At 42.6% G+C, this 15,710-nt stretch carries 8 protein-coding genes; 6 read left to right on the top strand and 2 right to left on the bottom strand.

The annotated features are described in order from the left end of the window. Positions 1-116: 116 nt before the first annotated feature. From L2735_RS01345 to L2735_RS19955, 6 genes are all read left to right on the top strand, one after another. On the top strand, positions 117-278 hold the full coding sequence (locus tag L2735_RS01345) for a hypothetical protein (protein ID WP_248982992.1): 162 nt from the start codon (positions 117-119) through the stop codon (positions 276-278). 216 nt (positions 279-494) lie between these two features. Continuing rightward, a complete protein-coding gene (recC, locus tag L2735_RS01340) occupies positions 495-4,271 on the top strand; it encodes an exodeoxyribonuclease V subunit gamma (protein ID WP_248982991.1) in 3,777 nt (1,258 codons plus the stop codon). Next, entirely contained in the window at positions 4,271-8,116 is a 3,846-nt protein-coding gene (gene recB, locus L2735_RS01335) for an exodeoxyribonuclease V subunit beta (RefSeq protein ID WP_248982990.1), read from the top strand. Before recC ends, recB begins: the two co-directional genes overlap by 1 nt. Next, positions 8,113-10,206 (top strand): exodeoxyribonuclease V subunit alpha, encoded by a 2,094-nt coding sequence (recD, locus tag L2735_RS01330; RefSeq protein WP_248982989.1) that lies wholly within the window; start codon positions 8,113-8,115, stop codon positions 10,204-10,206. Before recB ends, recD begins: the two co-directional genes overlap by 4 nt. 90 nt (positions 10,207-10,296) lie before the next feature. Further along, positions 10,297-10,473: a DUF6435 family protein gene (locus L2735_RS01325; RefSeq protein WP_248982988.1), complete on the top strand. Its 177-nt coding sequence runs from the start codon at positions 10,297-10,299 to the stop codon at positions 10,471-10,473. Between the two features lie 196 nt (positions 10,474-10,669). Further along, positions 10,670-10,801 carry a hypothetical protein gene (locus L2735_RS19955; RefSeq protein WP_283104502.1) on the top strand — a complete coding sequence of 44 codons (132 nt, stop codon included), beginning with the start codon at positions 10,670-10,672 and terminating at the stop codon, positions 10,799-10,801. Positions 10,802-11,643: 842 nt separating this feature from the next. On the opposite strand, the gene prpF is transcribed toward L2735_RS19955, so the two are convergent. Both prpF and acnD read right to left on the bottom strand, forming a co-directional pair. Then, the gene (gene prpF, locus L2735_RS01320; RefSeq protein ID WP_248982987.1) at positions 11,644-12,891 is read right to left on the bottom strand and encodes a 2-methylaconitate cis-trans isomerase PrpF; all 1,248 of its coding nucleotides are present in this window, start codon (positions 12,889-12,891) and stop codon (positions 11,644-11,646) included. 123 nt (positions 12,892-13,014) lie between these two features. Further along, positions 13,015-15,624, bottom strand: a complete 2,610-nt coding sequence (gene acnD / locus L2735_RS01315; RefSeq protein ID WP_248982986.1) for a Fe/S-dependent 2-methylisocitrate dehydratase AcnD — start codon at positions 15,622-15,624, stop codon at positions 13,015-13,017. Positions 15,625-15,710 lie beyond the last annotated feature (86 nt).

Raw genomic sequence — 15,710 nt, 5'->3', positions numbered from 1 at the left:
TGCTTAATCTGCTTAATCTGCTTAATGAAAACGAAAAAATATTATTTCACTATTTTAAGTATGAAAATCGATTTTAGAGTAATAAATCATTAGCTACTGTAGAAGTTGGAAAAGGTGTGACTTGTGCAATCTGTATTGATTTGCACAAAGCAAATGCTGGTGAATACTTTACTGCTATGTACATTCTTGAATATTCGGATATATATGATATGTCACACAAGCAGAAAATTGAAATCCATAAAGTGTCAAAGGATTCATACGGTATTTCGATGAAATAAAAACATAAAATTAGTGGGTCAAAGTAAACTAAACCTTTGAACTCTTTAACCTGTCTTACCAACTCACCTACCCCCGAAAATAACACAAACCTAAGCAAGCAAAACTCTTTCCATTTGCTTGCTATTTTATCGTTTAACCACCCTATGTTATAAAAGCCTTTCAAACCGAATAACAACCTCTTAGAATGGTTTTTATCATCAGTTGCCGAGTCAGTAATGCTTAGATTAATTCAATCAAATCAGATGGAAGTGCTGTCTGAACAGCTTTCCAAAATGTTAGCTATTCCCCTTGATAATGCTAACTTACTGGCAAATGAACATATCTTGGTCCAAAGTCCGGGTATGTCGACTTGGCTGCGCTTAGAAGTGGCTAAATACAATGGTATTGCGGCTGCCCTATCCTTTCCGCTGCCGTCTAGCTTTACTTGGCAACTGTGCCATGAATTATTACCCGATGTACCCAAAGATAATGCTTTTACCAAAGCCGCCATGACTTGGAAGTTAATGGACTTATTGCCAAGGCTATTAACTGATGAAGATTTTGCTCCACTTAACGCTTATCTAACGCCAGAACTAAAACAAGAACTAGCACCTGAACAGTCAACTCAACATGCCAGTGAATCCGGCTCTAATTCGGTTACTGCTGGTCAAAGTGATCATTTAAATGCTTTATCAGTTCAGCATCAACAGCACTTTGATGCGATGAAGCTTTATCAGCTTTGTGGTCGTGTTGCCGATATCTTTGACCAATACTTAGTATATCGCCCGAGCTGGATTTTAGGTTGGGAGCAAAACGAGCAACCGATTAAGCTTGAAGAAAACCAGTTATGGCAGCCTAAGCTTTGGCGAGCTTTGATTGAATACAACCAAAATGAAATTAATGGCAGCCATTATCACCGTGCCAACCTCCATCAAGAGTTAATCTCTGCATTACAAAACCCACAAACCGTGATTGGCTCTTTACCTGAGCGGTTGTTTGTTTTTGGTATTTCGTCAATGCCGCCGCAAACCCTTGAAGTGCTTTACCATCTCGCGGAACGCATTGAAGTCATCATGTTTTCACTAAGCCCTTGTCAGCATTATTGGGGCGATATAGTTGACCCGAAAGCTCGCGCTCGTATGGCGCTGCAATATACTGATAAAAAACAGTTAGGTGAGCTGTGGGAAGAAAAACTCGAAGTGGGCAATCCCATTCTGGCTAACAACGGTAAAATGGGCCGCGAATTATTAGACTTGATGCTCGAGCTCCCTGCTGAGCATACCGACTTTAATTACGATTGTTATATTGAACCGCAGCAGTCACCTGATGAGTTAAACCTACTTCAAGGTTTGCAGTTTGATATTTTACAAATGGAAACCTTAGGCGAGCCGCTTGGGCCTGACGCCCACTTCTACCAAAATACCGCGTTGAGAAGAAGTCTTAAATCAACGGATGATTCCATTACTTTGCGAAGCTGTCATAGTCCGCTACGGGAAGTTGAAACCTTACATGATCATTTATTAGAGCTGCTTTCCAGCCAAGACAATACTGACGCTATTTTGCCAAAAGATATCGTGGTCATGATGCCAGATGTCGCTGCTTATGCGCCTTATATTGATGCCGTATTTGGCACCAGTAACAGCCAACAAAGCGGAGTATTTGATAAGCCCCGAGGCGCACGACAAAGTAACTATTATATTCCTTATGCCATTGCTGATAGAGGCGCGGCGCAAGAGTCCCCTTTGATTAATAGCTTCTTGAATTTACTTAATATTAATCAAAGCCGCTTTGGCCTAACGGATATTATTAGTATCTTAGAAGTGCCTGCTATTTTACGTAAATTTCAGCTTGATGATGACAATTTGCAACTTATCAGGCGCTGGCTTGATGATGCCAATGTACGTTGGGGGCGAGATGAGCAAACTCGCTTACAACAAGGCGTGCCTGCTTTTAATCAAAATTCATGGGCATTTGGCATTAGCCGCCTCATTCAGGGCTATGCGTTTAATGATGAATCATCGCTTTATCATGACACCCTGCTGGTTAAAGGGGTTGAAGGTCAGTCTGCACAGACTTTGGGATACTTGCTTAACTTCTTAGAATCCATTGATGAATACCAGCTGCAACTCGCAACTCCTTGCCCAACGCTTGAGCGTATTGAACAACTTTATCAATTGCTTGAAGTGTTTTTTGAAGCCGACGATGATGAGCGCGAGCAAGTACAAACTATCCGTGAAGCGTTAACCGCTTTAAAAGAAGAGCTTGAAGCCGCAGGTCATCAAGGTGAGCTCGATATTGAAGTGCTTAAACAATGGTTTAATCAACGCTTAAATGAATCTCGAGTTGGCCAGCGTTACCTTGCTGGCAGTGTGAATTTTTGTACCTTAATGCCAATGCGATCTATCCCGTTTAAAGTGGTGTGTTTATTGGGTATGAACGACGGTGTTTACCCTCGAGTTCAGCACCCTGTTGGCTTTGATTTAATGGCCCACAACGGTGCGATTAAAGGCGACCGTTCACGCAGACTTGATGACAGATACTTGTTTTTAGAAGCGCTATTATCAGCAAGACAACAGCTTTACATCAGCTACATTGGCCACTCAGAGCGAGATAACGCAGAGCGTATTCCGTCAATGTTAGTATCTGAACTCATTGAGTATTATCAGCTCTGTTATTTTGCCGATTATCGTTTTGCAGACCATCAAAATAGCCAAGCTAAAATAAGCCGTGAAAATGTCACTAACGACGCCGCCGATCAAGCCATCATTGAGCACCTCATTGTTCAGCAGCCGTTGCAGCCTTTTGACGCAAAATTATTCCAGCCGCAAACAATGACTGAAGTACAGCATGACTCTTTGCATCACAGTGGCTTGCAACTAAACTCACTGCAACCAAGCTCATTACAACAAAGCTCATTGCAACAAAGCTATAGCCGCCAGTGGTGTCCGCCCAAATTTAATGATCAACGAATTGCTAAATGGCAAGCATCATTTATCAATCCATTGCAGCCTATCGATGTCGACTTACAAGCAGAGCAAGCTGATGCTAGTTCAGCCCAACACACACTTGAATTATCAGCATTATTACGATTTTTCAGAAGCCCAGCCCAGTTCTTTTTAAATCGTAGCCTTAAAGTCGACTTTAACCTGCGCATTCAGGCTGACGATAATGATGAGCCTTTCGGATTAGATTCCCTTGAGCGTTATAAACTGCAATCGGCTTTATTAGATAGCGCCATATCCAATCGGCTAGAGCATGCTGATATTGAGTTTATCGCGCAGCTAAAAGCCAGTGGTCAGCTACCAATGCAGCCTTTTGATGACTTGTTGCTCAGTCAATATCAAAAAGATATCGCCGCTTTAATCGGCCGAGTTCAATTTCTTACCGCTGAAACTCACACTACCGAAGTGGATGTCGACTTGTTATTCAGTGATATTACGCTCAATCAGCAACAATCAATCGAGGTCAATTTAATCGGCCGCATTGATGATATTTATGCCAAAGGCCAAGTGAACTACCGCCCAGGAACAGCCCATGGCAGAGACTTTTTACGGGTTTATTTACGTCACTTATGCTTAAACGCTGCTGGAGTAGAGAAAAACAGTTACCTGTTAGATATTGGTCACTTCCATGCATTCACTGCCATTAAAGCCGATGCGGCTTATCAACTATTGGCGCAATTTATTCAAGGTTACGTTAATGGCCAAGCGCAGCCATTGTGCTTTATGCCCCGCACAGCCCTTGCGTATGTTGAAGCTGAAGGCGAGCACAGTGAAAAGCTCCATGAAGCGCAAAGCCAGTGGATTGATGAACAAACAGAATTTGGTGAAGGAAACGATCCGCACAATAAGCGCTTATTTAGTTTCCCAGAAGATTTTACCAAACAAGGGTTTGGCCATACAGCCATGCAACTACTTAAGCCTATGTTGAGTGTATATCACAAAGGCACTTTAGCAGAGCTAGATGAATACATCAGTGAAAGCATTTCAGCCAATACAGAGGGCAAGCAATAATGGTCACGGTCACCAAACTTAATCCCCTCACTTTACCGTTTACTGGCAGCAGCTTAATTGAAGCCAGTGCAGGCACAGGTAAAACCTATACCATTTCTGGTTTGTATTTGCGCTTACTGTTGGGCGAAAACGATAATGAAAATAAAGATGAAGTTATTCGAGCGCCTCTCACTTGTGAGCAGATCTTGGTAGTAACTTTTACCAATGCGGCGACTGAAGAGTTACGCGATCGGATCCGCAAGCGAATTCAGGTGGCTTTTAAATGCTTTATTGGCCTTGAGACCGACGATGAGTTTGTTAACGCCCTTTATCAGCAAATCCCAGAGTCAGAACGTTCAATCGCCTTAAGACGGCTAGATTTAGCACTGAAGTCATTGGATGAAGCCGCTATTTTTACCATTCATGGTTTTTGTCAGCGCATTTTATCTGACATGGCCTTTGAATCATCGCTATTGTTTGAATCTGAATTTACCCTAGATGACAGCGAGTTTTTACACCATGCCGTAAGAGATTTTTGGCGCGAGACCTGTTATCCACTGCCGCCTGTGTTAGCTCAAGTGGTTGCCAATGAATTTGGCAGTCCTGATGATTTAGCCAAGCAATTAAGACAATTGTTAGGCGCGACTCAAGCTAAAACCTCACTGATTACCAAAGATTTTAATAAGCTCACTTCTGAGCTTATGCAAAGCTTGTCACGCTTTAAAATGCGCTGGCCTGCAGACAGTGAAACTGCGCTTACCCTGCTCCATAGTCTGCCACTTAATGGCGCTCGATTTGGTAAAAAAGCCGATGAGTACCCTAAACTTGCAGCCATGTTCGATCGCTTAAGCAATTGGGTCAAAGCTGAGCATGGTTTACCACCAATCAAAGATTTAGAAATGCTGGCGCTATCAGAGCTTAAGCTTAATAAAGGCGGAGAAGTGCCCACTCCAGCTGAAGCGCCATTATTAGATCATATTGAGCGACTTTTTGAGTTAATAAATCAAATCAAACCGGCATTTTTAGTGCGCGCTAAAGATGGCATCAAATTACGTTTTGCATTGCAAAAAGCCCAGCGAAATTTAATGACGCCCGATGATTTATTAATCACCTTAGCTGGCGCATTAGAACCGAGCGAACAAGATTCAAGTCTTGAGCAAGCATCGGATTCAGTAGTCTCTCAGCAATTAGCAAAAGCCATTGCTAAACGCTTCCCGGTGGCATTAATTGATGAGTTCCAAGATACCGATCCGTTGCAATTTGCTATTTTCTCGGCTATTTACCAGCAACAAAAGCAATTAGACAAACTCAGCTTACTGATGATTGGCGATCCCAAACAGGCGATTTATGCCTTTCGCGGCGCTGATATTCACACCTATATTCAAGCCCGTAAGCAAACTCAGGCTCATTACAACCTAGAAACCAATTACCGTTCATCAACCGCACTTGTTAATGGCGTGAATCAATTATTTAGCCAACATGACGATCCGTTTATCAGCGATGCTATCCCGTATGATGTAGTCAATACCCCTAAAAGTGCTGACAATAAACGACTTACTGAAGCAGCCACTAACGCTGCTGCACTGCGAATAAAGTTACTGGCAGAGGATGACTCAGGGTTAAATAAAACCACAGCTCGTAAAGTATTAGCCGCCGATGCAGCCAGTGAAATTAAACGCTTACTCACTGAGTCACAAGATGGTCAGTGCTATATGGGTAATAATACCGACCCAGTTAAAAATAAACCGCTTATCGCCAAAGACATTGCAGTATTAGTTCGTGATCGTAATGAAGCGGCGGTAATGAAAAAAGCCTTGAGTGAGCGCAATATCGGCGCGGTATTTCTTAGCCGAGACAGCGTATTTAAAACCCAAGAAGCTTTTGAACTGGCCATTATTTTACGGGCGTTAGCCAATCCAAAAGACGAGCGTAGTTTACGCTCCGCTATGGCGACCGAGCTGATGGGTTATAACGCAGAGCAAATCCATCTATTCAACCAAGATGAAGAGCAGCGCCAAGATTTATTGGATAAGTTTGCCCATTGGCATCAACTATGGAGCCGTCACGGCATAATGCCTGCACTGCTCTCACTTGCCAGTGAAACCGAGCTTATTAAACGATACCTAGCCAAAGGTCATACTGATAAGTCCGCTTTAGCAAACGGTCACAGTGAAATTGAAATTAGTGAAAGCAGTGAAACAGAAAGTGGCGAACGCCGCTTAACCGATTTCCGTCACCTTGCTGAATTACTGCAACAAAAAGCCACCGAGCTTGATGGCAGCAGTGCATTGATTAATTGGTTTGAACAACAACTTATCGAAGGACAAGGCAGCGACGAGCAACAGCTTAGGCTTGAAAGTGAACAGAACTTAGTCCAAATCGTCACAATTCATAAGAGTAAAGGCCTAGAGTACCCAGTGTGTTTTGTGCCCTTTATCAGTTTAGCGCGTGACAATCGCCGTAAACCGACGCCGATGCTTTATCATCAAAACGATCAATTAATCTGGGATGTCGAAGCCACGAAAGAAGGCTGGGAGCAATACAAGCAAGAAAATCTTGCCGAAGATTTACGCCTATTATATGTGGCGCTGACTCGACCTGTGTATGTGTGTTATTTATACATTGCCAATCACAGCCGCATGTTAAAAGCCGGTATTAGCAGCCAATTATGTGAAACCGCTATTGGCTATTTACTGGGAATTACCACCAAAGAGTGTGACTTTGAACTGCTTAAGTTAAAAGCCTTGGCGCTTACCAAAGATAAAGCCGACAATAGGATTGATGCTATCAGTGTCAGCGATATTGAAGCTATCGATGAGTCAGCACTCGTTAATAACGATAACAACGACCAAGATCTGGCGCCAAAAATCTTACATCGCGGCTACCACACACCTTGGCGTGTAGGCAGTTATTCGGGTCTGGTAAAACATCTCGCTCACGAGAAAGTCGCCCCTGGCGCAGATGATGAGGATTTCAGTCAAGAAATCCAACCTCAGTTTGAGCCACACAGCGATATCAACCCTTTTGATACTGAACTACAAGAAGACGCGATAAACCGCTTCACTTTCGAGCGAGGCGCTAATGCCGGTAGTTTTATGCATTTAGTTTTAGAGTTGTTTGATTTCACCAATGCTGAAAATGAGTTACCCGAAGCATTAACCAAAGCCATGGATCAATATGGTTTTGATAAAGAACTATGGACTGACACTTTATATGACTGGTATCTACAGATCCTGCATACGCCACTATTAACGGGATACCAGCAGTGCGATCAACAATTGCTGAACTCACAAGGCATGGCATTAACCTTAAGTGAGTTAACTGAACAACAAAAGCTGGTTGAAATGGAGTTTTACCTGCCCATTAGTCAATTAAAGTCTGAGCAATTGAATCAATTATTAAGCCAATACGGTTACGATGCAGGACTTGAATTTGATGAACTACAAGGCATGCTTAAAGGCTTTATCGATTTAACTTTTGAATACAACGGCCAATATTATATTGCCGATTATAAATCTAACCATTTAGGTGATGATTACCTCGATTACAGCATCGAAGCTATGGGTAACGCCATTAGCAGCCATCGCTATAACCTACAATATATCTTGTATACCTTGGCGCTGCATCGTTACTTGTCACTGCGTATGCCCAATTATGATTATCAGCAACACATTGGCGGCAGTTTCTATTTATTCTTACGTGGCATGAGCCCGCAAATGCCGCAATCTGGGGTATTCTTCGACAAGCCGCCGCAAGCCTTAATTGAACAATTAGATGTGCTATTTAGCGCTTCTATAGATCAAAGTGCTTCTATGGATCAAAGTGCTTCAACTGAGTTGAGAGCATCAATGGAGTCAGCATCATGAGTCAATTACTCCAACTTCACGCACCAATAAAAGATTTATTAAAACACTGGCAGCAGCAAGGTTTGATTACGCCACTTGACCGTCATTTTGCTTTAGAAATGGCAAATATGCAGGCTAAGCAAGCTGATAAGATAAAGGCCAATTCAACGGCCTATATAAAAGATCAACGTCAGTCTAATGCTGACCATGATGATTTTTTATTGTTTATCTGCGCCCTAGTCAGTCAGCAGCTTTCCAGTCAGCATAGCTGTCTGGTTATCAATAGTATTGATTTAGCCAACCCGTTTTGTGAGCAGCAATCTTTATGTCAATTAACCATTGACCATCAACAAGTTGCAGACGCTATCATTAACTTAGCTTGTGTCGGCAAGCCTTATGATAATCAGCCGCTGATTTTTGAACATGGGCGGTTATATTTAAATAAATATTATCACTTTGAAACCCAGGTCGCTGATCGATTAAATCAAATGGCCGCGATTGATTTAAACGTCAATACTCAGGTTTTACCCGCCTATTTAAATGATTTATTTGATGATGTGAATTCAAACACATCTGCAGCCATAAACTGGCAAAAAGTCGCCACTGCCACAGCATTGACCAAAGCACTCGCTGTGATCACGGGTGGCCCGGGGACAGGTAAAACCACCACAGTCACTAAACTGCTTTTACTGTTACTGACTCAAGAAGCATTAACCATTCGCTTAGTGGCACCGACAGGTAAAGCTGCAGCAAGGTTAAGTGAATCTATCAAAGCGTCTAAATCTCGCCTACTGGCTCAAGTCAGCCAAACAGGCAAATCAGAGTTAATCGATGCGCTGAATAATATTCCAGAAGAAGCGGCCACTTTACATCGCTTGTTAGGGGTCATTCCAAACTCGCACGCCTTTAGGCACCATAAAGACAACCCACTACGATTAGATTTATTGGTCGTCGATGAAGCATCTATGGTGGATTTGCCTATGATGCATAAGTTGCTTAATGCCCTACCAAGCCAATCAAGATTAATACTCTTAGGCGATCAAGACCAGTTAGCCTCTGTTGAAGCTGGCGCAGTATTAGCTGATATTTGCTCGGGACTTGCCAATACTCAAGTCAACACACCAGTCAGTACAGCTGCTAACCCAGAAATAACTAATGAGAAATCACAGCCTTGGCGAATGCGTTATTCAGCTAAACAAGCTGAATTACTCCATCAGTTAACAGGTGAAGATACCCATCAATTTATTGATCAAACACCAATGATTGGTGACAACCTATGCATGTTAATGCACAGCCACCGCTTTAAAGGTGATGCAGGGATTGGCTTGCTTGCAACCGCGGTGAACAGAGTGGATATCAATGGTATTCGCCGTGAATGGCAGCAAGGTCATCAAGAGCTGACATGGATTGAGCATCAAGCTGAAGGTCAAAGCTTACAGCTACTACAAGCTGCAGTTGCTGCTTACAGTCAATACTTGCAAATGGTGCTGGATAATCAACATCATTTTGAACAAGGCGCTACAGAGGCGGGTCACAACGCCGCAGACATTATCGACAGTTTTAATCAGTTCCGCATTTTATGCGCTATGCGTTCAGGTGAATTTGGCGTTGAAGGCATGAACCTCGCCATCACAAATGTACTGAAACAAAATCACTGGATAAAACCCACCCAAGAGTTTTATCTTGGCAGGCCGATCATTATTCAAAGTAACGATTACAACTTAGGTTTGTTTAATGGTGATATTGGACTGATTTTACAAGATGAGCTTAAGCCTGAACGACTTATGGCCTACTTCATCAAAGCAGATGGCAGCTTGCTAAAAGTGCAACCCGCGCGTTTACCACAACATGACAGTTGTTTTGCGATGACCGTACATAAAAGCCAAGGCAGTGAGTTTGAACAAGTGGCGTTTGTTTTGCCGCAAAAACCCAGCAATGCGCAGTGGCAACTACTAACCAAAGAGCTGGTTTACACCGCGATTACTCGCGCTAAAGAGCACTTTATTTGCTTAGGCTCACCTTATGTATTCGAAAGAGCGTGTAAACAAGTGACTTCAAGAGCATCAGGGTTGGCACTGAGGTTATGGGGCAAGGAAAGCGAGTCTGTTTAAACTGTTTTACTTAATTCTGGTTGATTCTAAACTGAACCCTTTTAATAGGCACTTCGTACATTATTGAAAATCAATAATAACGGAATGCCTATGTTTTCTTTTTTTAAAACTAATCCTATCAACAAACTTGAAAAACAATACTCAACACTGCTTGAACAAGCCATGCATGCTCAAAGAAACGGGGATATAAGAACCTACTCGAGCTTAACTGCAGAAGCAGAAGAAGTGCTTAAAAAAATACAAGCTCTTGAAACCGCAAATGTATGAACTGAGTTTGAATAACTTATGTTTAAAAAGCCCATGTTTATAAAGCTCACATTTAACTTGTTCAAGAATCCATACTCATGACTATTGGTTACCGTCTGTTGATTCACAAATTACTTATTACTCTCAATGCATGTGACTTACCCATCAAACAAGCCTTTTATTATTTTTATTCCGAGCAAAGTTACATCGAAGAAATTTGAATCCCAGTGTAAGCGCGGCTGTGACCGTCCATGACATGGACGTCATGGCCGAGCTTTCAGGGATGAACTTGCTGCGTGTCACAGTCGTGCTTGCACATAAGCCTGCGGCAGGCAATAGATTAACTTGAAGCTATGAACTTAAATAAACCTGCCAGTATCAAAGAATTTAAGAAGTATAAAATACATACCCAAGGTTTAAGGTGATTGTTTAAAAGAAGTGCTCACCTAATTCAATAAATATTCAACCAAACTTAAAATTATTGTTAGGAATATCGGAATTAAAGCCATTAGATCGAAATTTTTACTTTGTTTCGTTTGAAGGTTTAATAAGTCCGGGTTCTGAAATTTGAAGATTTCACCGCTGGTTGCTGACTCAATAGCAAAAAGTTTTGACCACTTTTCAGGATTTCCTAGCCTTTTACCATTTAGTAAATATTTCTGCCAACACTCTGGGTATTCATGTTCGATATAAAGGCAAATGTCTTTCTGAATCTGATTATTCTTGATGATTAAATACATCAAGAAAAAGCCATTAAGGCAGATGTAAACAAATAGGTGGTTCATTCTAATCCTTGAATGTAAAACAGAATCCTTTTAACTCGTACTATAAGTTAAACCAATACGGAGAGTCAATTGCCAATAGTTAGATGATCAATTAGCAAGGCACGACTAGAGCATTATGATTTTTGACCATGTATAGTTTAAAAAATACTCTATTTTGCAATCTAAACCTATTTTCACAAACGACTCGCTCATTAATCTGGCTGAAAGCATTCCCCGCATAAATTTTTTGGTGACTTTTAGGTCGATATTGTCTGTAAATCGGATTTATAATGCTCTAGCCGTGAGACTACCCCCAATTAATGGAGCAAACCGAAACATAATGAAAAAAGGCTAGCAATAATGAGATTGCTAGCCTTTGATAAATATTACCTAGATAAGTTAGGTGTTAAAAAGTTTAAGTCTAGATTTAAAAGCTATCTCCAGGAATTCTCACCCAACCTTCCATCAACACTCTTGCACTGCGGCTCATACTGGCTTTGTTAACTTGCCAGTTGTTATCAGCCAATGTCGCCTCTGCGCCAACTTTTAGCGTACCAGACGGATGACCAAACACCACTTGAGTACGTGGTGTGCCACCCGCAGCTAGGTTAACAAGAGAGCCTTCAACAGCAGCAGCTGTGCCTATGGCTACGGCGGCTGTTCCCATCATCGCATGGTGTAATTTCCCCATGGATAATGCGCGCACTTGTAAGTCTATATCAGTACTTGCTATGGCTTTCCCACTAGATGAAGTGTAATCACTTGGGGCTGATACAAAGGCAATTTTAGGTGTATGTTGGCGAGCAGCAGCTTCATCAATGTGATTGACTAATCCCATTTTCACGGCACCATGGGCGCGCAGCATTTCAAAAAATGCTAACGCTTGTGGGTCACTATTAATGTCATCTTGTAGCTCATTTCCTTGATAACCAATATCAGCAGCATTAACAAAAATAGTAGGAATGCCAGCATTGATCATCGTGGCTTTCACTGACTCTACGCCTTTAGCGCTAAACTCAGGAATAGACTGCGGCAGCACTAACTCATCAACCACATTGCCAGTAGGAAACATAGCTGCATCAGCATCAGCTGGCGCCATAAATTCCACCAATACTTCAGCAGCAGGAAATGTAACTCCATCGAGTTCAAAATCACCGGTTTCTTGCACTTCACCATTAGTCATTGGTACGTGAGCAATAATCGTTTTATTGATATTTGCTTGCCAAATACGCACCACAGCAATGCCATTTTGTGGAACTCGGCTCGCATCCACTAAACCGTTTGATATTGCGAAAGAACCAACCGCTGCAGTTAAATTACCGCAATTTCCACTCCAATCGACGAAGGGTTTATCAATGGCCACTTGGCCGAAAAGATAATCTACATCGTGATTTTCTTGGGTGCTTTTCGAGAGAATGACCGTTTTACTAGTACTTGAGGTTGCGCCGCCCATACCGTCGGTTTGTTTACCGTATGGATCTGGGCTGCCAATCACTCTCAGTAAAAGCGAATCACGTGCAGCACCTGCAACTTGAGCAGCTTGGGGTAAATCAGTTAAGTTAAAAAACACCCCTTTACTGGTGCCGCCACGCATGTAGGTAGCTGCAATCTTTACTTGAGGTGCTGATCGTGGCGCTAATTGTTGTGGAGAATGTGTCTTATTTTCCGTAGACATACTAATTCCTACTCGCATTATTTTGTTCAATCAAAATGAGCTAAATACGCAATAAAAAAGCGCGAAACCTGCCTTCATAGCTTTTATTTCGCGCTTTATTTCATGTATTAGTCAGCTATAACGTTACTGGTTACTTTCAAGAAAGTCCTGCGCAAAGCGCTGCAAAATTCCACCAGCTTCATAAACCGATAACTCTTCAGCAGTATCTAAACGGCACTTCACAGGCACTTCAACGCTTTCACCGTTAGTACGAAGAATAATCAAGGTAAGCTGAGCACCAGGTGTACGTTCGCCTACTACATCAAAGGTTTCTGTGCCATCTATGCTATAAGTATGGCGGGTTTCGCCATTGATAAATTCAACAGGCAAGACACCCATTCCCACTAAGTTAGTGCGATGGATTCGCTCAAAACCTTCAGCAACAATTACTTCAACCCCAGCTAAACGAACGCCTTTTGCCGCCCAGTCACGGCTTGAACCTTGGCCGTAATCTTTGCCAGCAACAATCACAAGTGGCTGCTTACGCTCCATGTAGGTTTCAATAGCTTCCCACATTCGACTTACCTGACCTTCTGGCTCAATTCGCGCATAAGAACCTTGTTTGATTTGGCCATTGTCTTGCACCATTTCATTGAGCAGTTTCGGGTTAGCAAACGTTGCACGTTGAGCAGTTAGATGGTCACCGCGATGAGTAGCATAAGAATTAAAATCTTCTTCTGGTAAGCCCATTTTATCTAGGTAGGCACCTGCTGCACTGTCGAGCATAATCGCATTTGATGGCGATAAATGATCGGTAGTGATGTTGTCACCTAATACCGCTAATGGTCGCATGCCTTTCATTGAACGCTCACCGGCTAATGCGCCTTCCCAGTATGGAGGGCGACGAATATAAGTGCTTTGAGGGCGCCACTCATATTGTGGATCAATCTTTGCTGATGAACCCTCTTGTGAAGAGCCATAATCCACTTTTATGTCAAACATAGGCTCATACACTTTGCGGAACTGTTCAGGCTTAACGCTTTTTGCAATCACAGCATCAATTTCTGCATCCGATGGCCATAAATCTTTCAGGCGAATATCGTTACCTTCGTTATCTTTACCTAGTACGTCTTTCTCGATATCAAAACGAATCGTGCCTGCAATCGCATAAGCAACGACTAACGGCGGTGAGGCTAAAAAGGCTTGTTTTGCATATGGATGAATTCGACCATCGAAATTACGGTTACCCGATAGCACTGCAGTGGCGTATAAATCGCGCTCTATCACTTCTTTCTGAATCACAGGATCAAGTGCACCGCTCATGCCATTACAAGTGGTACAAGCAAAACCAACAATACCAAAGCCCAAGGCTTCCAGTTCCGGCAATAATTTGGCTTCTTCAAGGTAAAGTTGCACCGCTTTAGACCCTGGTGCTAACGAGGTTTTAACCCAAGGTTTACGAGTTAACCCTTTAGCATTCGCGTTACGAGCAAGTAAACCTGCTGCAATTACGTTGCGAGGGTTTGAGGTGTTGGTACAGCTGGTAATCGCAGCAATAATACAAGCACCATCAGGCATTAAGCCTGCTTCATTTTCTACTTTGCCACTGATCCCTTCTGCCGCTAAATCAGCGGTAGAAACACGTCTGTGAGGATTAGATGGTCCTGCAATGTTGCGGCCAACTGATGATAAATCAAACTGTAATACACGCTCGTATTCAACATTGGTTAGCGTATCTGCCCATAAACCATTGGCTTTGGCATAGGTTTCAACTAACTCAACTTGCTCATCATCACGGCCAGTCAACTTTAAATAATCGATAGTTTTATCATCGATGTAGAACATAGCTGCTGTAGCGCCAAATTCAGGCGTCATATTTGAGATGGTAGCGCGATCGCCCAAGGTGAGATTTGCAGCGCCTTCACCGTAAAACTCAAGGTAAGTGGACACTACTTTTTGTTCACGCAAAAACTCGGTAATCGCAAGGACGATATCGGTTGCTGTAATACCAGGTTGGCGCTCACCGACAAGCTCAACACCGACAATATCCGGTAGGCGCATCCAAGATGGACGACCTAACATCACGCTTTCAGCTTCTAAGCCGCCCACACCGATGGCAATAACCCCTAACGCATCAACATGTGGCGTATGGCTGTCGGTGCCGACTAAAGTATCAGGAAATGCCACGCCTTCACGGGCTTGCACTACAGGCGACATTTTCTCAAGATTGATTTGATGCATAATGCCATTACCCGGCTGGATCACATCAATGTTTTCAAAGGCCTCTTTGGTCCAATTAATGAAATGAAAACGGTCATCGTTACGTCTATCCTCAATGGCACGATTTTTCTCAAAGGCATCTTTTTCAAACCCTGCGTGCTCTACAGCTAGAGAATGGTCCACAATGAGCTGCGTCGGTACAACTGGGTTTACTTTAGATGGGTCGCCGCCTTTTTCAGCAATGGCGTCACGTAAGCCAGCTAAGTCCACCAATGCGGTTTGGCCTAAAATATCATGACAAACCACACGTGCAGGGTACCAAGGAAAATCTAAATCGCGTTTGCGCTCGATAATTTGTTTAAGTGAGTCGGTTAAGGTCTCTGGCGAGCAACGTCTAACGAGGTTTTCCGCATAAACACGCGATGTGTAAGGTAACTTGGCATAAGCACCTGGGGCTATAGCCTCAACTGCCGCTTGGGTATCAAAATAATCAAGATTAGTACCCGATAACGATTTTCTATAATTGACGTTCATAAACAAGTCCGTTGTTATTGTTTGTTATATCACTCAGCCCGTAATGGTTTGCTGTTCAAATTGCAGTGCACATGTTCGTTGCTTCT

Source organism: Shewanella olleyana, assembly GCF_023283825.1.
Classification (GTDB): Bacteria; Pseudomonadota; Gammaproteobacteria; order Enterobacterales; family Shewanellaceae; genus Shewanella; species Shewanella olleyana.
The sequence above is the reverse complement of the archived record's forward strand: the minus strand, read 5'-3'. Positions and strand labels throughout refer to the sequence as shown.

Excerpts from the sequence above, each read along its gene's own strand:
- recC (WP_248982991.1), top strand. The coding sequence starts at position 495 with ATGCTTAGATTAATTCAATCAAATCAGATGGAAGTGCTGTCTGAACAG.
- recB (WP_248982990.1), top strand. The coding sequence starts at position 4,271 with ATGGTCACGGTCACCAAACTTAATCCCCTCACTTTACCGTTTACTGGC.
- recD (WP_248982989.1), top strand. The coding sequence starts at position 8,113 with ATGAGTCAATTACTCCAACTTCACGCACCAATAAAAGATTTATTAAAA.
- L2735_RS01325 (WP_248982988.1), top strand. The coding sequence starts at position 10,297 with ATGTTTTCTTTTTTTAAAACTAATCCTATCAACAAACTTGAAAAACAA.
- prpF (WP_248982987.1), bottom strand. The coding sequence starts at position 12,891 with ATGTCTACGGAAAATAAGACACATTCTCCACAACAATTAGCGCCACGA.
- acnD (WP_248982986.1), bottom strand. The coding sequence starts at position 15,624 with ATGAACGTCAATTATAGAAAATCGTTATCGGGTACTAATCTTGATTAT.